This is a genomic window from Streptomyces caniscabiei (genome assembly GCF_014930365.1).
In the GTDB taxonomy this organism is placed as follows: domain Bacteria; phylum Actinomycetota; class Actinomycetes; order Streptomycetales; family Streptomycetaceae; genus Streptomyces; species Streptomyces caniscabiei.
Genome location: NZ_JABXWI010000014.1, coordinates 56,810 through 75,968, shown reverse-complemented (window position 1 = coordinate 75,968; position 19,159 = coordinate 56,810). Strand labels below are relative to the sequence as shown.

General features: G+C 71.9%; 13 protein-coding genes and 1 other RNA gene. 5 read left to right on the top strand and 9 right to left on the bottom strand.

Going from position 1 to position 19,159, the window contains the following annotated elements:
- From ssrA to ftsE, 5 genes are all read right to left on the bottom strand, one after another.
- Positions 1-387: a transfer-messenger RNA gene (ssrA, locus tag HW837_RS33915) on the bottom strand.
- Positions 388-497: 110 nt separating this feature from the next.
- Positions 498-1,040 carry an SsrA-binding protein SmpB gene (gene smpB / locus HW837_RS33910; RefSeq protein WP_045560707.1) on the bottom strand — a complete coding sequence of 181 codons (543 nt, stop codon included), beginning with the start codon at positions 1,038-1,040 and terminating at the stop codon, positions 498-500.
- A gap of 72 nt (positions 1,041-1,112) precedes the next feature.
- Positions 1,113-2,312 (bottom strand): S41 family peptidase, encoded by a 1,200-nt coding sequence (locus tag HW837_RS33905; RefSeq protein WP_093791730.1) that lies wholly within the window; start codon positions 2,310-2,312, stop codon positions 1,113-1,115.
- A gap of 67 nt (positions 2,313-2,379) precedes the next feature.
- On the bottom strand, positions 2,380-3,297 hold the full coding sequence (gene ftsX, locus HW837_RS33900; RefSeq protein ID WP_045560709.1) for a permease-like cell division protein FtsX: 918 nt from the start codon (positions 3,295-3,297) through the stop codon (positions 2,380-2,382).
- 34 nt (positions 3,298-3,331) lie between these two features.
- Positions 3,332-4,021, bottom strand: coding sequence for a cell division ATP-binding protein FtsE (gene ftsE, locus HW837_RS33895; protein WP_009320785.1), 690 nt, complete (start codon positions 4,019-4,021; stop codon positions 3,332-3,334).
- A gap of 241 nt (positions 4,022-4,262) precedes the next feature.
- On the opposite strand from ftsE, the gene HW837_RS33890 reads away from it, so the two are divergent.
- Positions 4,263-4,454, top strand: coding sequence for a hypothetical protein (locus HW837_RS33890; protein ID WP_033524968.1), 192 nt, complete (start codon positions 4,263-4,265; stop codon positions 4,452-4,454).
- A 117-nt stretch (positions 4,455-4,571) separates the two neighbouring features.
- Here the strand turns inward: HW837_RS33890 and HW837_RS33885 are convergent, their stop codons facing one another.
- The 4 genes from HW837_RS33885 to HW837_RS33870 all read right to left on the bottom strand — a co-directional run bounded on the left by HW837_RS33885 (position 4,572) and on the right by HW837_RS33870 (position 10,413).
- Positions 4,572-5,453, bottom strand: a complete 882-nt coding sequence (locus HW837_RS33885) for a hypothetical protein (RefSeq protein ID WP_193382537.1) — start codon at positions 5,451-5,453, stop codon at positions 4,572-4,574.
- A 308-nt stretch (positions 5,454-5,761) separates the two neighbouring features.
- A complete protein-coding gene (gene prfB / locus HW837_RS33880) occupies positions 5,762-6,865 on the bottom strand; it encodes a peptide chain release factor 2 (protein WP_045560711.1) in 1,104 nt (367 codons plus the stop codon).
- A 266-nt stretch (positions 6,866-7,131) separates the two neighbouring features.
- Positions 7,132-8,370: a serine/threonine-protein kinase gene (locus HW837_RS33875; RefSeq protein ID WP_045560712.1), complete on the bottom strand. Its 1,239-nt coding sequence runs from the start codon at positions 8,368-8,370 to the stop codon at positions 7,132-7,134.
- Positions 8,371-8,691: 321 nt separating this feature from the next.
- On the bottom strand, positions 8,692-10,413 hold the full coding sequence (locus HW837_RS33870; protein WP_193381155.1) for a serine/threonine-protein kinase: 1,722 nt from the start codon (positions 10,411-10,413) through the stop codon (positions 8,692-8,694).
- 506 nt (positions 10,414-10,919) lie between these two features.
- Between HW837_RS33870 and HW837_RS33865 the strand changes: the two genes are divergently transcribed.
- From HW837_RS33865 to HW837_RS33850, 4 genes are all read left to right on the top strand, one after another.
- A complete protein-coding gene (locus HW837_RS33865) occupies positions 10,920-14,951 on the top strand; it encodes an FHA domain-containing protein (RefSeq protein ID WP_193382539.1) in 4,032 nt (1,343 codons plus the stop codon).
- Between the two features lie 291 nt (positions 14,952-15,242).
- Positions 15,243-16,649 (top strand): ABC transporter substrate-binding protein, encoded by a 1,407-nt coding sequence (locus HW837_RS33860; RefSeq protein ID WP_234442696.1) that lies wholly within the window; start codon positions 15,243-15,245, stop codon positions 16,647-16,649.
- A gap of 10 nt (positions 16,650-16,659) precedes the next feature.
- Complete coding sequence (locus tag HW837_RS33855; RefSeq protein WP_045560716.1) at positions 16,660-18,024, top strand: carbohydrate ABC transporter permease; 1,365 nt, start codon at positions 16,660-16,662, stop codon at positions 18,022-18,024.
- Positions 18,021-18,908 carry a carbohydrate ABC transporter permease gene (locus HW837_RS33850; protein ID WP_045560717.1) on the top strand — a complete coding sequence of 296 codons (888 nt, stop codon included), beginning with the start codon at positions 18,021-18,023 and terminating at the stop codon, positions 18,906-18,908. Before HW837_RS33855 ends, HW837_RS33850 begins: the two co-directional genes overlap by 4 nt.
- Positions 18,909-19,159: the final 251 nt, after the last annotated feature.

Genomic DNA, 19,159 nt, shown 5'->3' with positions numbered 1-19,159 from the left:
TTGTGGAGATGGCGGGAATCGAACCCGCGTCCAACGGTGCTAAATCAGGGCTTCTCCGTGTGCAGTTCGCTGTGATTTTCTCGGCCCCGGCGATCACGCGAACAAGTCGCCGACGGGCCCAGTCACTGTTTGATTTCCCATCGAACCCCGTGACCGGGCTCAATGGTTTAGTTCCCTAGATTATGCCAGGATCCGGGCCGGGAACACTCCCGGGCTGACACCCATTAGGGCCTTCGATCACTGCTTATCAGGCAGCGAGAGCGAAGGTCTGGGAATCGCGCTTGGTGTTGGCGATTATTGGTTGCGACATATGGTTAACGAGATCATTGCCGCTTCCTCGACACGCTTCCCCTGCCTCAACAGCCGCTGTCGAAACCGATCATCCCCATGTTGTTTTTTCAATGCCCCCGAGGGGGCCGGCGCACCCGCTGTGAGGTGCAGAGCCATCGTACGTGACCAACGGGAGCGCGTGCCACCGTATTCCCGGCGGCCTCGCCCTACTGGCCCCGCTGCTTCCGCTTCGCCGCCGCGATCGCCCGGTCCGACTCCCGCCGGTCCTGCTTCTCCCGCAGCGTCTGCCGCTTGTCGTACTCCTTCTTGCCTCGCGCGAGCGCGATCTCGGCCTTGGCCCGGCCGTCCTTGAAGTACAGGGCGAGGGGCACGATGGTGTGACCCGTCTCCTGCGCCTTGGCCTCCAGCTTGTCGATCTCCTCGCGGTGCAGCAGCAGCTTCCGCTTGCGGCGCGCGGAGTGGTTGGTCCAGCTGCCCTGGTGGTACTCGGGGATGTGGGCGTTGTGCAGCCACGCCTCGCCCCGGTCGATCTGGACGAAGCCGTCGGTCAGCGACGTCCGTCCCTCGCGCAGCGACTTGACCTCGGTACCCATGAGCACCAGACCGGCCTCGTAGGTGTCGATGATCGCGTAGTCGTGCCGGGCCTTCTTGTTCTGGGCGACGATCTTCTTCTTGCCGCCCTTCTCGCCGTCCCGGCCCTTGACGGCCGCCCCGCCCTGCTTGGGCTGGGATTCCTTCGGTACGTACATTCCCTTGCTCATAGTGCCGTCCATTTTGGCACCACGCGGGGGGTGTGAGGGAAGCCGATTAACGGGAGAGGCTCACTGCCCGAGTCCGCTGAGCACCGTCTCGGCCCGCCGCAGGGCGTCCTCGTCCGCCTCGAGGTCGGGGGTGATGCCCCGGCCGTCGACGCCGCGGCCGGAGGGGGTGCGGTAGTGGCCGACGGTCAGTTCGGCGACGGAGCCGTCGGGGAGGCGGCTCGGCATCTGCACCGAGCCCTTGCCGAAGGTGCGGGAGCCCACGACCACCGCGCGTCCCCGGTCCTGGAGGGCCCCGGTGAGCAGCTCGGCCGCGCTCATCGTGCCGCCGTCGACGAGCGCGACCAGGGGTCTGGTGGTGGCGCCGCCGGGTTCGGCGTGCAGCGCCCGCTGCCGGCCCTTGACGTCGTACGTGGCGACGAGGCCCCCGTCGAGGAAGGCGGAGGCGGCGGTGACGGCCTCGGAGACCAGACCGCCGGAGTTGCCACGGAGGTCGAGGACGAAACCGGCGGCGCCGGCGGACTGCTCGACGGCGGCTCGTACGAGATCGCCGGAGCCCTTGGTGAACGCGTCGACGGTGATGACGCTGACCCCGTCGGCGGTGCGGCTCACCGTCACGTCCTCGGTGGACAGGCGGGCCCGGCGCAGGGTCGCGGACCAGGTCCGGTCGGCGCGCTCCAGCTCCAGCTCCACCTTCGTACCGGCGGCCGCGCTCTCGGGGACCCGGGTGCCGCCGGAGCCCTCGTCGATCGCGTCGCCGCGGAGTAAGGAGACGACCTCGGTGACCGGGCGGCCGTCGACCTTCCGGCCGTCCACGCGGACGAGGCGGTCGCCCGCGCGGATCCCGGCGCGGGCGGCGGGCGAGCCGTCCTGCACCCGGGTCACCTCGATCCGGCCGTCGCGCTCCAGCCGGGTCCAGAGGCCGACGCCGGTGTACTCGCCGTCGAGGGCCTCCTCGAACTGCTCGTACTCGCCCTCGGAGTAGACCGCGCCCCACCGGTCGCCGCTGCGGCTGACGGCCCGCTCGGCGGCCTCCACGGGGGACTTGCCCTCGGCCATGGCCTCGGCGGCGGCGTCGGCGACGTCCTGCGCCTTGTCGGCCGGGGTGGAGCGGGAGGGTTTCGCGACGGCCGCGCTCTGCCCGCGCGGGTCGTCGAAGGAGCCGGTCGCGGCGCCCGTGGCGAGCACACTCGCGAAGACCAATGTCAGGGCGGCCCCGCGGCCGACGCGGCGGGGCTGTGAGAACAGGTCGCGGCCTGACATGACCGCGAGTCTAGGACAACGCGAAGGGCCGTACCGGCCCTTGCCGGTACGGCCCCAGGGGCGTGCGTCACACCTTGAGGTACTTGCGCAGCGCGAAGAAGGCGGCCAGCGCGGGCATCAGGAAGCTCGCCGCGAGGATGAGCGGCAGCTTCGTCAGGACCGCGTCCCAGCCCACGAAATTGATCAACGGCAGGTTCTGGGACAGCGAGACCCCGTTGTCGATCACGAAGTACTGCCCCAGGAGCAGGAAGGCACAGGCGATCGTGCCGCCGATGATCCCGGCGACCGCGGCCTCCATGATGAACGGCGCCTGGATGTAGAAACCGGAGGCGCCGACCAGGCGCATGATCCCCGTCTCACGCCGGCGGCTGAACGCCGAGACGCGCACCGTGTTGACGATCAGCAGCAGCGCCACGATCAGCATGACCGCCATCACACCGCGCGCCGCCCAATTCAGATAGCCGAGCAGCCGGAAGAGGTTGTCCAGGATGCCCTTCTGGTCCTGCACCGACTGCACACCGTCACGGCCGTTGAAGGCACTCGCGATGACCTGGTACTTCTCCGGGTCCTTCAGCTTGATGCGGTACGACTCCTGCATCTGGTCCGGGGTGAGGCTGCTGGCCAGCGGGGAGTCGCCGAACTGCTCCTTGTAGTGCTTGTACGCCTCGTCCTGCGACTCGTGGGCGACGTTGTCGACGACCGCCATCTTGTCCAGGTCGGACTTGATCTGCTTCTTCTGCTCGGTCGTGACGGCGCCCTTGGCGCAGTTGGGGTCGGACTCCGCGTCGCTCTTGTTGCAGAGGAAGATCGACACGTTGACCTTGTCGTACCAGTAGCCCTTCATCTGGCTGACCTGGTCGCTCATCAGCAGCGAACCGCCGAAGAGGGCGAGGGAGAGGGCGACGGAGACGATGACCGCGAAGGTCATCGTGAGATTGCGGCGGAGACCGACGCCGATCTCCGACAGAACGAACTGGGCGCGCATGGCGACTCGATGGGCCTTTCCGTGGACGGGGCGGTCAGTGCTGGTAGCCGTAGACGCCGCGCGCCTGGTCGCGGACGAGGCGGCCCTTCTCCAGCTCGATGACGCGCTTGCGCATCTGGTCCACGATGTTCTGGTCGTGGGTCGCCATCACCACCGTGGTGCCGGTCCGGTTGATGCGGTCGAGCAGCTTCATGATGCCGACGGAGGTCTGCGGGTCGAGGTTGCCGGTGGGCTCGTCCGCGATGAGGAGCTTGGGCCGGTTCACGAAGGCGCGTGCGATGGCCACACGCTGCTGCTCACCACCCGACAGCTCGCCCGGCATCCGCTCCTCCTTGCCGCCGAGGCCGACCAGTTCGAGCACCTGCGGCACGGACTTGCGGATCTCGCCGCGCGACTTGCCGATGACCTCCTGCGCGAAGGCGACGTTCTCGCCGACCGTCTTGTTGGGCAGCAGCCGGAAGTCCTGGAAGACCGTGCCGAGCTGGCGGCGCATCTGCGGCACCTTCCAGTTGGACAGGCGCGCGAGGTCCTTGCCCAGGACGTGCACCTGTCCCTGGCTGCACCGCTCCTCCCGGAGGATCAGCCGCAGGAACGTGGACTTTCCGGAGCCGGAGGACCCCACGAGGAACACGAACTCGCCCTTCTCCACCTCCAGGGAGACATCCCTGAGTGCGGGGCGGGTCTGCTTGGGGTAGACCTTGGACACGTTGTCGAATCGGATCACGGATGCACCACAAGCCGTCGGGGATGGATGGACGAGACTGTACCGTCCCCGGCCCCGTAAGGGGCGCGGGGAACTGCGCGACAAGCCCCCACCGACCCGCGGCCCTCCCGCAACCGCGCCCACCCCTTTCCGAGGCCCCCGCGCAACCTCCGGAGGAACCTGGCACAGTGGTGGGGAGGAACGGTCCGGTTCCACGAAGCGTTGAGGTATGTGTGAGGCCATTGCAAGGAGGGCGAGGCGCATGACGTACGACCGGTTGGTGTGCGCGAACTGCGCGTCCCCCGTCGCCGAGGGCCGCTGCCATGTGTGCCGGGCCAGCCGCGAGCGGCTCCAGCAGGAGAACCCCTTCGCGGGCCTGAGCCCCATGACCCTGATCGCCCTGCTGGCGATCCTGATAGCGGCAGTGGCGCTGCTGGCGCACCAGACGGCATAGCGGTACCGGACGCCCGACGTCACAGGGCGTGCGCGGGGCAGTACGTACGACGAAGGCCCGGGGCTGGCTGCCCCGGGCCTCACGTACGTGTGCGGTGCTGTGCGCGACCGTCTGCGATCAGGCGGCTGCGCCGCGGCCGGCCATGAGGCGCGGCAGCAGACGGAAGCCGATACCGCCGGCGATCATCGTGGCGGCGCCCACCAGCAGGAACGTGGTCTCGGCGGCACCCGTCTCGGCCAGCTCGCCGGTGCCGGCGCCCTGAGCCTCGGTCTCCGTGCCGGTGTCGGTGAGGGCCGAGGAGCCCTCCTGCTGCACGACCTCGTCGTTGCCGCCGTCGGTGTCGGTGCCACCGGAGGTGGAGCCGCCGTCGGTGGAACCGCCGGAGGAGGAACCGCCGGAGGAGGAACCGCCGGAGGAGTCCTCATCGCCGCCGGTGGTACCGGTCGTGCCCGTGGTACCGGTCGTGCCGGTGGTGCCCGTCGTGCCCGTGGTACCGGTCGTACCCGTGGTACCGGTCGTGCCCGTCGTGCCGGTGGTACCGGTCGTGCCGGTGGTACCGGTCGTGCCGGTCGTGCCGGTCGTGCCGGTCGTGCCGGTCGTGCCGGTCGTGCCCGTGGTACCCGTCGTACCCGTCGTACCCGTCGTACCCGTCGTACCCGTGGTACCGGTGGTACCGGTCGTGCCCGTGGTACCCGTCGTGCCGATGGTGCCGGTCGTGCTGACGGCACCGGTCGTGCCGGTGCTGTTGGCCTCACCGGTCGTGGTCCCGCCGTCGGTGGTCGCGCCACCGTCGGAGGCACCGATGCTGGTGTTGCCGGTGTCGTTGCCCGTCTGGACCGAGACGCCGGCCTTGACCGAACCGCCGTCGTCGGTGCTGACACCGACGCCGACTCCGAGGTCCAGCGCGGAAGCGGCGCCCGCGGCGGTCAGCGACGCGCCGGCGGCGATCACGGCACCCGCGGCTATTCGCGCCACGCGGATCCGCGTCTTCTTCGTCATATGGCTGCTACCCCCAGTAGCTATCAGTAAATGGAGCAGCGCCCGGGGCCGCGATCAACGGGAGCAGTCGGTTGGTTCGAAGTCACCCGGTTCACATGCGCCCCAGTAATGCGCATGCCATACGTCAGCCTTCCCAGTTTTTCCAGCAACGTCAAGGTCGTTGCGTACGCGATGTCCCGTTCACCGCATTTGACCTCGTCAATAACATGTGAGTGTGACGTAAGACCCAGACATCCCCACACAGACAAGGCAACTGCCTCCCAGGGGGAGGCAGTTGCCTTGTCGACAAAGCGCTGAATTCTGGAGGCCTACTTCTCCTGCTGCTTGCGCCAGCGAATTCCGGCCTCCAGGAACCCCTCGATCTCGCCATTGAACACGGCCTCGGGGTTGCCGACTTCGTACTCGGTGCGGAGGTCCTTGACCATCTGGTACGGGTGCAGGACGTACGAACGCATCTGGTTGCCCCAGGAACTGCCGCCGTCCTTGAGGGCGTCCATCCTGGCCCGCTCCTCCTGGCGCTGCCGCTCCAGCAGCTTCGCCTGGAGGACGTTCATCGCGGTGGCCTTGTTCTGGATCTGCGACCGCTCGTTCTGGCAGGAGACGACGATGCCGGTCGGGAGGTGGGTCAACCGCACGGCGGAGTCGGTGGTGTTGACGCCCTGGCCGCCGGGACCGGAGGACCGGTAGACGTCCACGCGCAGCTCGGACTCGTCGATCTCGATGTGGTCGGTCTGCTCGACCACGGGCAGGACCTCGACACCGGCGAAGGACGTCTGGCGCCGGCCCTGGTTGTCGAAGGGGGAGATACGGACGAGCCTGTGGGTGCCCTGCTCCACGGAGAGCGTGCCGTAGGCGTAGGGGACCTGCACGGCGAAGGTGGTGGACTTGATGCCCGCCTCCTCCGCGTACGAGGTCTCGTAGATCTCGGTCTTGTAGCCCTTCTGCTCCGCCCAGCGCAGGTACATCCGCTGCAGCTTCTCGGCGAAGTCGGCGGCGTCGACGCCACCGGCCTCGGCGCGGATGTTGACGAGGGCCTCACGGGCGTCGTACTCGCCGGACAGGAGGGTACGGACCTCCATCTCGTCCAGCGCCTTCTTGACGGAGGTCAGCTCCGCCTCGGCCTCGGCGCGGGTGTCCGGGTCGTCCTCCTCCTCGGCCATCTCGAAGAGGACGCTGAGGTCGTCGATGCGACCGCGCAGCGCCTCCGCCTTCCTGACCTCGGCCTGGAGGTGGGAGAGCTTGCTGGTGATCTTCTGCGCCTCGTCCGGGTTGTCCCACAGGGACGGCGCGGCCGCCTGCTCCTCGAGCACGGCGATGTCTGCCCTCAGCTTGTCGAGGTCCAAAACGGCCTCGATCGACTCCATGGTCGAGGAGAGGGACTTCAGCTCTTCGGATACATCGACGACTGCCACGCCCCCCAGCGTAACGGCTCCGCCGGGCAAGCCATGCGGGGTGGCTGGGGCATGTACTTCGGCCGCGGGTGGATGGGGCTTCTCACGCAGTTCCCCACGCCCCTGAAAAGCAGGGGCTGCGCCCCATGCTTTTCAGGCCCGCAGGGCCGTGATCTTTCAGGCCCGCAGGGGCCTGATCTTTCAGGGGCGCGGGGAACTGCGCGAGAAGCCGCACCGGAGCCGCACCCGCCGACGCACCCGAACCCCCGAGCTCTGAGGCGCCCCGGTCAAGGATTCCCCGGCGCCGAATTCTTCGTGTCCGTCGGCGCTCCCCCGTCGTCGTCCCCCGACGTCGCCGCCCACGTCCCCACCCCCACCGCCGCGATCAACGCCACCGCCGCCGCCCCCAGGGTGATCCGGCGCCGCCGCACCGCACTCCCCCGGTTCCGCGCCGAACCCGGCCGGGGCGCCCCCGTCGGCCGGGGCACCCGCGCCGTTCCCCGCGCACCCCCCGCCAGCTCGTCCGGGCCCGGCACCCGCATCGACGTATGGGTGTCCCGGTTGGAGTCCGGCTTGGCCCCCGGCACCAGCGGCACCGCCCCGCGCCGCACCCGCTCCCGCGGCGCCTCCGCCTCGGCGGGCGCCTCCTCGTACCCGTCGCCGGACTCCGTCCCCGGCTCGTCGACGTCGAGCGGCGGCATCCCCGCCAGCAGCGGCAGCTGCTCCCGCAGCCGCGCGGCCAGCTCCGAGGCCCGCAGCCGCGAGGCCGGCGCCTTGGCGAGGCACTGCACCAGCAGCTGCCACAGCTCCTCGGGGATACCGGGCAGCGGGACGACCGTCTCGGTGACATGGCGGCGCAGCACGGCGCCGGGGTGGCCGCCGCCGAACGGGGTGAACCCGGCCAGCAGCTCGTAGAGCACGGTCGCGAGGGCGTAGATGTCCACGGCCGCGCGGGGCGGCAGGCCCTCGACGATCTCGGGGGCGAGATAGTCCGGTGTTCCGATGATCTTTGTGGCGCGGGTGCGGCGGGGAGAGTCGATCAGCTTGGCGACGCCGAAGTCGGTGAGGAGGGCCGGGTGCGCGCCGCCGGGGCCGAGGGGGCCCTGCATGTCCAGCAGTACGTTCTCCGGCTTGACGTCCCGGTGGACGACGCCGGCCGCGTGCGCCGCCGCCAGGCCGTCGGCGATGTCGGCCACTATGGCGACCGCCGCCTCGGGGGCCATGCGCCGCTCCCGGTCGAGGCGGGTGCGCAGGTCCGTGCCCCGGACGAGGTCCATGACGAGGGCGAGGTCGTTGCCGTCGACGACGAGGTCGCGTACGGAGACCACGTTCGGGTGGTCGAGGCCCAGCAGCGCGGTGCGCTCCTGGACGAAGCGGCTGACGAGTTCCTGGTCGGAGGAGAGGTCCTCGCGCAGCAGCTTGATGGCGACGGGGCCCTCCGGGCCCTCACCCAGCCACACCGTGCCGGCGCTGCCCCGCCCCAGAATCTGGTTCGCGGTGTACCGGCTTCCGATCTTCCGTCCCAAGACTGCTCCTACAGGCCGCGTGTTGGCGACAAAGCTACGCGCCCGGGGACCCCAGGTTCACCGCCGCGGCGGAAATCACCCCTCGGATGTCGACAAGTCCCCATGGTGTGCGCCGTTGGGGCGGGCGGGGTGCGCGGATGGGGGTGGGGGGCTTGGGTTCGTTGGCGGGTGCGGGTGAGTGGGGGCTGATCGCGCAGTTCCCCGCCCCCCTTAAAAGCATGGGGTGCGCCCGGGTTGCCAAGGGGCGCGGGGAACTGCGCGATCAGCCCCGCCGGAGCCGCACCCGCCGACGAAACCCGCACCCCCGAGCCATGAGGCGCCCTACGAACCGGAGCCGTTGTCCAAGTCCCGCACCCACTTGCCCACTTCGCCGCCCCAGTCCGAGAGCTGGCCCCACCAGCTCTGGCCGGTGCCCACCCACTCCTGCAGCGGCGTGAACTCCCAGATCAGCCAGCCGCCGACGAAGAGCAGCACGATCATGAACAGGCATCCCTTGAGGCACCCGAGCCCCGGGATCCGCATCGGGTTGGCGCTGCGCTGACGCGGCTCACGCGGCGGCCGGGGCTCCCGCTGGGGCCGGGGCGCCGGCTGCTGCGGCTGCGGCGCGGGCGCGTACCGCTCCGGCTGCCGGCGCTGTGGCTGCCGCGCGGGCGCTGGGGCGTACGGCTGCTGTTGCTGCTGCGGATGGCCGTACCCGGGGCCGGGCCCGCCCTGCGGCGGACGCTGCTGCCGACGCGGCTGCTGCTGGGGCTGCTGCGGCGCCTGCTGCGGACGGCCCGCCTGCCGCTGGGGCCGGCGGCGCAGCGGGTCCTCGCTGGGGTCGAGGTACTGGACCTGTGTCTGCTCGTTGCGGTCGCGGGCCGCGCGGAGCTGGTTCTGCCAGGGGTGCGGCTGCTCCGGCGGCTGCCCGCCGGGGTCGTGCGACGGCACCGGCGGCATGACGGACGTCGGGTCGGCGCCGCCGGTGTGCGGGAGCACGGTGGTGGGGTCGCCCGAGCCCGCCGGTCCCGAGGTGTGCGGGAGGACGCTGGTCGCGGCGTTCGGGTCGTACGCGCCGGCGCCGTGCGGCAGCACCTGCGTCGCGTCGGCCGAGCCGAAGGGGTCCGGGGCGGCGCCCGGCACCTGTGCCGGGGCCGGGTCGGGGGCGAGGATGTGGCCCACGCCCTCGGCGGCGGCGATCTGCATGGAGTTCGCGTGCACGCCGACGCCCTCGGCGACGATGCGGAGCGCGCGGGCGAGGTTGACGGCGCTGGGCCGTTCGCGCGGGTTCTTGCGCAGGCAGCGCTCGATGACCGTCCACAGCGGGTCGGGGACGGTGGAGGGGCGGCGCGGTTCGGCGCTGAGGTGCTGGTGCAGCACTTCGAGCGCGGACTGGCCGTTGAACGGCGGGCGTCCGGTGACCAGTTCGTACATCAGGATGCCGGCGCCGTAGATGTCGACGGCGGAGGTCTGCGGGTGGCCCTCCGCGGACTCGGGGGCGACGTACGCGGGCGTGCCGACGAACTCGCTGGTGCGGGTCAGGCCCGGGGAGTCGGCGAGCCGGGCGATGCCGAAGTCCGTCAGCATCGGGTGCATCTCGCCGCCGCCCTGCTTGAGCAGGACGTTCGCGGGCTTCAGGTCGCGGTGGACGACGCCGTCGGCGTGGCTGGCGGCGAGCGCGTCGGCGATCTGGGCGGTGAGCAGGGCCGCGCCGACGGGCGAGAACGGGCCGTTCTCGCGGAGGTAGCGGTGCAGGTCGGGGCCCTGGACCAGGTCCATGACCAGGGCCAGCAGATCGCCCTCGACGACGAGGTCGCGGACGCGCACGATGTTCGGGTGGGTGAGCCGGAGCAGGACGGAGCGCTCCCGCAGGAACCGCATCACGATGTCCGCGTCGCTCGCGAGCTCCTCCTTGAGGACCTTGATCGCGACGGTCTCGCCGGGGTGGCCGGGCACGGCCGCCTCGGCCCCGGCGGTCTCCCGCTGGCGGGCGCGCCAGACCGTGCCTGTGGCGCCGCGTCCAATCGGCTCCTCAAGGAGGTACTTACTGCCTACCGGCCGCACGTCATGCGCTCCCTGTTGCTTGCTTGCCTGGTCACGCCCTGAGTTCCCGCGGACGTTCCGACCACTGTAGTGCGGCCGTCCACGGGACCGGGCTGTTCACTTCCCGACTCTTCCTGCCCACTCTGTCCGCTTGCTGTGGTTCGAGTACGTACGGGTACCCGTGTGCGTTCGATGGAAAGACGCTCCCTCGTGGGCGCTTGGTTGCCGTGCGGGGGTCGGTCGGGTTCCGGATGCGGACGGGACCGATCCCGAATGCGGCCGCGATACGGACGTGACCGATCTCAAGTGATCATCTGGTGGGCACTGGTCAGGCATTTTTGGGGGCAGAGCCGACCAATCAAGATCACTTGACGCCGGGCGGCGGGCGAGTTGTCAGTGGCAGGTGCGAGGATGCCTCCAGTACTGGCCGACGTGCCCGTGAAGCGGTGGGGGAAGTCTGCGGTGGGGACCGCGCAGTCTCGTCCTCGTCGTCGCGGGTGCCCGCGCGGAAGGGACCGCTGACGGCGATGCAGATCCGGCTGACCGTCGTAGACCCGCTGGGACCACCCTCCGAGCCGCGAGGACGTGCCACGGCCTGCGACGTGCTGGTCACGGCGCCCGCCGGGACGGCCCTCGCCGCCGTGGCCTCGGGCCTCGCCTCCGCCGTCGGGGAGGGTGGCGCGGAGCGCCTGGAGCGCAGCCGGGAGGTCGGCGGCGGACAGGTCGTGCTGTACGCCGGTGCGGAGCGCCTCGACGCCCAGCGCTGCACCCTGGGCGAGCCGCCCCTGATCGACGGCGCGGTGCTCTCCCTGGGCGCCCCCTCCGAGCCGGGCCCCGAGGTCGACGAGGCCGCCGCGCAGCTGCACGTCGTGGCCGGCCCCGACGCGGGCGGCGTCCATCTGCTGCACGGCGGCAAGATCCACATCGGCCGCTCCGCCGACGCCGACGTCCCGCTCGACGACCCGGACGTCTCCCGTCTCCACTGCGCGGTCACCCTCTCCGCCGACGGCCGGGTCTCCGTGGTCGACCTCGGCTCCACCAACGGCACCACGCTCGACGGCACCCGTGTCGGCGACCGCCCGGTCCGCCTGGCCCCGGGCGCGCTCCTGCGCATCGGCGAGTCCGCGCTCCGGCTGGCCTCGTCGTCGGGGGCGCGGGGGGTCGGTACGACACCTGACGGGGAGGGGCATGTCCGGGTCGCGGCGGGGGGCGCGGCGGCGGCGGACGACAGCGGCTCCGGCGCCGGCCCGGGTACCGGTTCGGGCGGCGGGTCCCGTACGGGTGCGGGGGCGCCGGAGGCCGAGGCCGCCGGGCACGGGCGTACCGAGCGGCGGACGGTGCCGGGGCAGGGCGGGGTGCCGGGGATCGAGCGGACCACGGGCGTCGAGCGGTCCACGGGGAGTGCGGGGTCCGGGGAGGCCGGAGGGGCGGGGCGGGGGGACGCGCCCGGTGCCGGCCGAGGGGCCGTGCGGGCGGGTGCCGGCGAGGGCGGCGGGGGCGCGTTCGAGGCGGAGGCTCATGGCCGTCCGCGCGACGGCCACGAACCCTTCGCGGGCGACGCGCGCGGCGCGGGTGACTTGCGGGGTGCGGGTGACGCGCGCGGCGCGGGTGACGCGCGTGCCGGTGAGGTCGGCGGGTTCGGTGACGACGGCATGTCCGGTGACGACGGCTTCGGGAGCGGTGGTGAGCCCCCCGAGTCCGGTACGCGCAAGGGCACGCCTCTCCGGGGCACGGACGTGCCGCGTGGCCTGCGCAAACGGAGCGGGTTCGGGGCCTGGGCACGGCGGCTGACCGGCGGGCGCACACAGTCGGGCGCCGAGTACGACCCGTACGAGTACGACACGGAGGACGACGAGGACGAGCGCGGGGCGCCGGCCTCGGTGTTCCCGGCGGCCGGGGAGCGGCTGCCCGAGACCTGGCCGGACCCGGCCGCGCTGCTGCTCACCGCGCTCGGACCCGGCGCCCGGCTGTGGGAGCGCGGGCCGGGGCACCCGGAAGCGCTGACGGTGCGGCTGGGCACGGCGGACCGGGCGGCGCCGGACGGATCAGGACTGTTGCCGGCGGTACCGGTGACCACCGGGCTGCGGGAGGTCGGCGCGCTGGGGCTGGCCGGGCCGCGCCCCCGGCTCATGGGCCTGACCCGCGCGGTCGTGGCCCAGCTCGCCGCGCTGCACTCCCCCGACACCCTGGAACTGGTCCTGATCAGCGCGGACCGCGCCCGTTCCACCGAGGAGCGCGCCGGTGACTGGTCCTGGCTCGGCTGGCTCCCCCATCTCCGCCCCGCCCACGGCCAGGACTGCCGCCTCCTCCTCGCCTACGACCGCGAGCAGACCACGGCCCGGCTGGACGAGTTGCTGCGCCGCGTCGAGGACCACGCGGCGGACGCGGCGGGCCACGCTCCCGGGAGCACACCGGGCGCGGGCGCCGGTCGTACGACCGGCGGAATTACGCCCCCCGGGGCGACGGGCCCGGCCGATCGCGGGACCGGGGCGGCTGAAGGCGGCACTGGCCGGCGGAGCGCGCGGCGGCCGTCGTGGGCCCGGGAAGACGGACCGGCGGGCGCCGGTTTCGCGGGGCCGTACACGGTGGTGATCGTGGACGGTGACCCCGGGGGCGCCGATGTGCGCGAGGCCGTGGTGCGGCTGGCGCAGGAGGGGCCCGTCGCCGGGATCCATGTCGTGTGCCTCGCCGAGACGGAGTCCGCGTCGCCGGCCTCACCGGTGACGGAGACGTACACGGCGGCCTGCGAGGTCTCCCCCGCGTTCCGCGCGTGCGGGGCCGTCGCCCTCCTCAGCGGTGACGTCGCCACGGCGCTGCGGCTCCTGCGCGTCACCTCCGCCGGGCATGGCGCGGTGAGTGGCGCCGGGGCGACGGGGCCGGCGGTCGGCGGAGTCGGTGGACGCCCGGGCGCGGCGCACGGCGGTGCGGCCGGGCAGGGCGGGGGCGCCGGTCGCCCGTCGCAGGAGCCCGTGGACCACGCGCGCGGTACGGCGTCCGACGCCTCGCCGGGTCGTCCCCGCCCCGACCACACGGAACGTCCGGGACGGCCCGACCTGGCCCGTGGTTCCGCTCAGGTGGACCCCGCCGTGGTGAGCCGTACGCACACCGCTCTCGACCTCTCGGGCGGCGCGCGCTCCGGTGCCGACGAGCGGACGCATCCCGGCACCCGGGACATCCTCTCGCTCGACGCGCGGGAGGCGCCCGGCCTGCTGAACCACGGCACGGTGGCCACGCTGGACGCGGTGTCGGCGGCGTGGGCGGAGCGGTTCGCGCGGGCGCTCGCGCCGTTGCGGACGGACGGGGCGGCCGGCGACCGGCAGGCGCGGGTGTCGGCGCCGTTGCCGCAGTCGGCGCGGCTGCTGGACGAGCTGGGGCTCGCGCGGGCCACACCGGCGTCGTTGATGGCGCGCTGGGCGGGCGCGGGCGACGACACGACGGCGCTCGGGGGGCGCGCCTGGGCCGTGCTCGGCGCCGGGCCGCGCGGACCCGTCTCCGTGGACCTCGTCGCCGAGGGCCCCCATCTGCTGATCGAGGGGCCGGCCGGCAGCGGCCGCACCGAGCTGTTGCGGGCCGTCGCCGCGTCGCTCGCCGCCGCCGAGCGGCCCGACCGGCTGGGCATGGTCCTCGTCGACGGGCGGGACGGCGGGGCCGGTGGGGGCCGTACCGGCGAGGGGCTCGGGGTCTGTACGGATCTGCCCCATGTGGGGACCCATCTCACGGCCAACGACCCTGTCCGCATGCGGGAGTTCGCCCAGTCCCTGATCGCCGAGCTGAAGCGCCGGTACGAACTGCTGGGCGGGCTCGGGTTCGTGGAGTGGCACACACGGCGTGAGGTGTCGGGCCGTATCGTCCCGCAGCGCTCGGCGAAGTCCGCGGCGCCGGGGGCGGGTTCCTCCGGGGCGGGCGGGTCGGGGCCGGGGTCCGCGCAGGCGGCTTCGGCCGGGGCCGCCGACCTCGACTCGTCCTCCAGCTCCACGCTGCGGCTGCGGCCGGGCCGGAGGGCCACGGAGGACGGCCGGGGCGGGTCCGGGAAGAGCTTCGCCACGGAGCTTCCCCGGCTCGTCGTGATCGTCGACGACCTGGACGCGCTGCTGTCGCCCCCGTTGGGTTCCACGGGGCGGCCTGCGGCGGGGTCGGTCGTCCGGGCCCTGGAGGCGGTGGCCCGGGAGGGTGAGCGGCTCGGGGTGCATCTCGTGGCGACGACCGGTGGGGGCGGGCCGAAGGGCGAGAGCGAGCTGGGGCGGGCGGCCGGCGGGCGGGTCGTGCTGAGCGCGCCGGTGCCGGGGCCCGACGAACCGGCGCCGGGGCGTGGTGAGTTGCGAGGCGAGGGGGGTCGTACGACCGCGTTCCAGGCGGGCCGGGTGACGGGGCGCATCCCGCGCACGGCCACCCTCCGGCCGACGGTCGTCCCGCTCGACTGGACACGGATGGGCGACCCGCCGGCCCGCCGCCCCGTACGGGAGTTGGGCAACGGCCCCACGGATCTGGCCCTGCTGGCCAGCGCGTTGGACCGCGCGGCCCGAGAGGTCTCGGCACCGGCCGTACCGTCCCTGCTCTGAAAGACGAGAACGGGGGGCAGGTCCCGTCAGGGGCGCGGGGAACCACCGCGGGCAACCACTACGGACCGGTCACCCGCCATCGCCGGGACGCCCCACGGCGCACAGGCGCGCCCGCCCGCGCAGAGCGCGCACCCGCGGAGCCATGGTCACGACGCCATCACGATCAAGACGTTGACGCGGCAGGCGCTCTTGCCGCCCTCGGGCACCCGGCGTAGACCAGAGCGCACGGGACAGCGCTCTACGTTCGACGACGCACGGAGAACGGGGTAAGAGATGCGCAACATCCATCGCATGGGTCGCGTGGTTCGCACAGGCAAGCCCAACCGGCGTGGCAAGTCCACCCATCCCCCCACGTCCAGAACCCTCACGGTCCTCGCCGTGGGCGTCCTCGCCCTCTCGCTCACCGCGTGCGGCGGTGACGACGACAAGGGCGACGACGCCGACAACGGCAACGACGGCGGCAACGAGGCCACCGTGCAACTCCCCAAGCTCGACGGCCAGAAGCTGGAGGTCGCGGCGGTCTTCACCGGCCCGGAGCTGGACAACTTCCAGAAGGTGCTGGACGAGTTCGAGAAACGCACCGGTGCCTCGGTGACGTTCGTGCCGACCGGCAACAACACGTCCACGTTCCTCGGGACGAAGATCGAGGGCGGCAAGCCGCCGGACGTGGCGTTCCTGCCGCAGGTCGGCGTATTGCACCAGTTCGCCGAGAAGGGCTGGGTGAAACCGCTCGGCAGCGAGGCCCAGGCCCAGCTGGACAAGAACTTCTCCGACGGCTGGAAGGACCTCGGCGCGTACGAGGGCAAGCAGTACGGCGTCTACGCGAAGGCCGCCAACAAGTCCCTCGTCTGGTACAACACCGCCGCGTTCGAGGCGGCCGGGATCACCGAGGAACCGGGGACCTGGGACGAGTTCCTGCAGACCGCGCAGACGCTCTCCGACGCCGGCTCGCCCGCCGTGTCCATCGGCGGCGCCGACGGCTGGACGCTCACCGACTGGTTCGAGAACGTCTATCTGTCGCAGGCGGGCCCGGAGAAGTACGACCAGCTGGCCAAGCACGAGATCAAGTGGACCGACCCCTCGGTGAAGGAGGCCCTCACCAAGCTGGCGGAGCTGTGGGGCAAGGACGAGCTGATCGCGGGCGGGGCGTCCGGCGCGCTGCGGACCGAGTACCCGAAGTCGATCACGCAGACCTTCACCGGGGACGCCCCGGCCGGCATGGTCTTCGAGGGCGACTTCGTGGCCGTCACGATCAACGGCGACACGGACGCCGAGATCGGTACGGACGCCAAGGTGTTCCCGTTCCCGGCGGTCGGTGACGACTCCCCCGTGGTCACCGGCGGTGACGCGGCCGTGGCGCTGAAGGACGGCAAGGGCGCCCAGGCGCTGCTCACCTTCCTCGCCTCGACCGACGCGGCGGAGATCTGGGCGGCTCAGGGCGGCTTCCTCTCCCCCAACAAGGAGATGGACCAGGCCAGTTACAAGGACGACGTGACCCGGGAGATCGCCAAGGCGCTGCTCGCGGCGGGTGACGACTTCCGCTTCGACATGTCCGACCAGGCCCCGGCGGCGTTCGGCGGCACCCAGGGCGTCGGCGAGTGGAAGGACCTCCAGGACTTCCTGAAGAACCCCGACGACGTGGCCGGTGCGCAGAAGCAGTTGGAGACCGACGCGGCCAAGGCCTACGGGAACGGCTGACGGCGACCTGATGTCGTCCGCCGGGACAACGACGAAGACGGCGGGGGGCGGCGGCGATCGGCCGGCGTCCCCCGCCGCACCGCGCAAGAGCGTGACGGGTACCCGGCTGTGGGTGGCGGTGCTGTTTCTGCTGCCCGCGCTGGTGCTGCTCGGCGCGCTCGTGGTCTACCCGATCGGGTACTCGGTCTGGCGGAGCCTGTTCGACGCGGACGGCTCGGGCTTCGTCGGCCTCGACAACTACGCGGAGATCTTCTCCGACGACGCGACGCTCCTCGCCGTGCGCAACACCGCGATCTGGGTCGCGGTCGCGCCGGCGCTCGTCACCGCGCTCGGGCTGATCTTCGCGGTGCTGACCGAACGGGTGCGCTGGGGAACGGCGTTCAAGCTGATCGTCTTCATGCCGATGGCGATCTCGATGCTGGCCGCCGGCATCATCTTCCGGCTGGTGTACGAGCAGGATCCGGACCAGGGGGTCGCCAACGCGGTCGTGACGTCCGTGCACGACGTGTTCGTGGACGAGTCGGTGTATCCGAAGGCCCGGCCCAACGCCCAGGTGAGCGATCTGAAGGCGTCCGGCGGCGGGTCGTTCACCACCGGGGAGACCGTGCGGGCGGGCACCCCCGCGCTGCTCCCCCTCGTCGGGATCGCCCCCAACAGCCTGCCCGGGGACACGGAGGACGCGAAGGCCGCCCCGGGAGGCGAGGGCGTCACCGGGACCGTGTGGCTGGACTTCCGGCTCGGGGGCGGCGGCGAGAAGGGGGCCGTCGACCCGGGTGAGAAGGCGCTGAAGGGCGTCGAGGTCGAGGCGGTGAAGGACGGGAAGGTCGTCGCCACCGCGACCAGCGGCGCCGACGGCACCTTCAGCCTGCCGGAATCCGCCGACGGGGCCCGACTGCGGCTGCCCGGTTCGAACTTCGCGGCGCCTTACAACGGCATCGACTGGCTCGGCCCGACCCTGGTGACCCCGGCCGTCATCGGGTCGTACGTGTGGATGTGGGCCGGTTTCGCGATGGTGCTGATCGCGGCCGGGCTGGCCGGGGTCGACCGGAATCTGCTGGAGGCGGCCCGGGTGGACGGGGCGAACGAGTGGCAGGTGTTCCGGAAGGTCACCGTGCCGCTGCTCGCGCCGGTCCTGGTCGTCGTCCTCGTCACGCTGATGATCAATGTGATGAAGGTGTTCGACCTCGTCTACATCATCGCGCCCCAGCCCACCCAGGACGAGGCCAACGTCCTCGCCCTCCAGCTCTATCTGGTGTCGTACGGCGGTGGGGGCGACTTCGGTCTCGGCAGCGCGATCGGTGTGGTCCTGCTGCTGCTCGTGCTGCCGGTGATGTGGGTCAACATCCGGCGCCTCAGGAAGGAGCGCCAGCGGTGACGACTGTCGAGGAACGCTCGGGAAATGTCGGGAAACGCTCCGTCGCCGCCCGGCTCGCGAGCGGCGCGGCCGGGGGCGCACTGCGGATGTTCCTGCTCCTCGTGGCGCTGTTCTGGCTGGTGCCCACCTTCGGACTGCTGGTCTCGTCGTTCCGCGACCCGACCGACATCTCCACCTCCGGGTGGTGGAAGGCGTTCACGGCCCCGGCCCAACTCACCACCAAGAGCTACGAGTCGCTGCTGGAGAACGACGGCGTCACGGACGCCCTGTTCAACACGGTCTGGATCACCGTGCCGGCGACGCTGCTGGTCGTCCTGATCGGCGCGATGGCCGGATATGCCTTCGCCTGGCTGGACTTCAAGGGCCGCGACTGGTGGTTCATGGGTGTGGTGGGGCTGTTGGTGGTGCCGGTGCAGGTGGCGCTGATCCCGTTGTCCGGGCTCTTCCGGGACCTCGGGATCTTCGGCGACATCATCGGTGTGGTGCTCTTCCATGTCGGCTTCGGACTGCCGTTCGCGATCTTCCTGTTGCGCAACTTCTTCGCGGAGATCCCGCGGGAGCTGCTGGAGGCGGCGCGGCTCGACGGGGCGGGTGAGGTACGGCTGTTCGCGACGGTCGTCCTGCCGCTGGCCGCACCCGCGCTCGCCTCGCTCGGGATCTTCCAGTTCCTGTGGGTGTGGAACGACATGCTGGTGGCGCTGGTCTTCTCCAGCTCCGACTCCCAGCCGCTGACGGTCGCGCTCCAGCAGCAGGTACGGCAGTTCGGCAGCAACATCGAGGTGCTGGCGCCGGGCGCGTTCATCTCGATGGTGATCCCGCTGGCCGTGTTCTTCGCCTTCCAACGGCAGTTCGTGTCGGGGGTGATGGCGGGCGCGGTGAAGTAACGGCAAGGGCGCCTCATGGGTAGGGGCCGCGGGTTCGTCGGCGGGTGCGGGTGCGGCGGGGCTTGTCGCGCAGTTCCCCGCGCCCCTGAAAAGCAGGGGCTGCGCCCCGTGCTTTTCACGGGCGCCGCCGGTCGCCCTTCATGGCCGCGGGGGGGCCTGGTCTTTTAGGGGCGCGGGGAACTGCGCGACCAGCCCTCACGCACCCGCACCCGCCGACGAACCGGCCGCCCCGAGCCAACAGGCGCACCCCG

Excerpts from the sequence above, each read along its gene's own strand:
- HW837_RS33905 (WP_093791730.1), bottom strand. The coding sequence starts at position 2,312 with ATGTCAGGCCGCGACCTGTTCTCACAGCCCCGCCGCGTCGGCCGCGGG.
- HW837_RS33855 (WP_045560716.1), top strand. The coding sequence starts at position 16,660 with ATGTCGTCCGCCGGGACAACGACGAAGACGGCGGGGGGCGGCGGCGAT.
- smpB (WP_045560707.1), bottom strand. The coding sequence starts at position 1,040 with ATGTACGTACCGAAGGAATCCCAGCCCAAGCAGGGCGGGGCGGCCGTC.
- HW837_RS33890 (WP_033524968.1), top strand. The coding sequence starts at position 4,263 with ATGACGTACGACCGGTTGGTGTGCGCGAACTGCGCGTCCCCCGTCGCC.
- HW837_RS33860 (WP_234442696.1), top strand. The coding sequence starts at position 15,243 with ATGGGTCGCGTGGTTCGCACAGGCAAGCCCAACCGGCGTGGCAAGTCC.
- HW837_RS33865 (WP_193382539.1), top strand. The coding sequence starts at position 10,920 with ATGCAGATCCGGCTGACCGTCGTAGACCCGCTGGGACCACCCTCCGAG.
- HW837_RS33885 (WP_193382537.1), bottom strand. The coding sequence starts at position 5,453 with ATGACGAAGAAGACGCGGATCCGCGTGGCGCGAATAGCCGCGGGTGCC.
- ftsX (WP_045560709.1), bottom strand. The coding sequence starts at position 3,297 with ATGCGCGCCCAGTTCGTTCTGTCGGAGATCGGCGTCGGTCTCCGCCGC.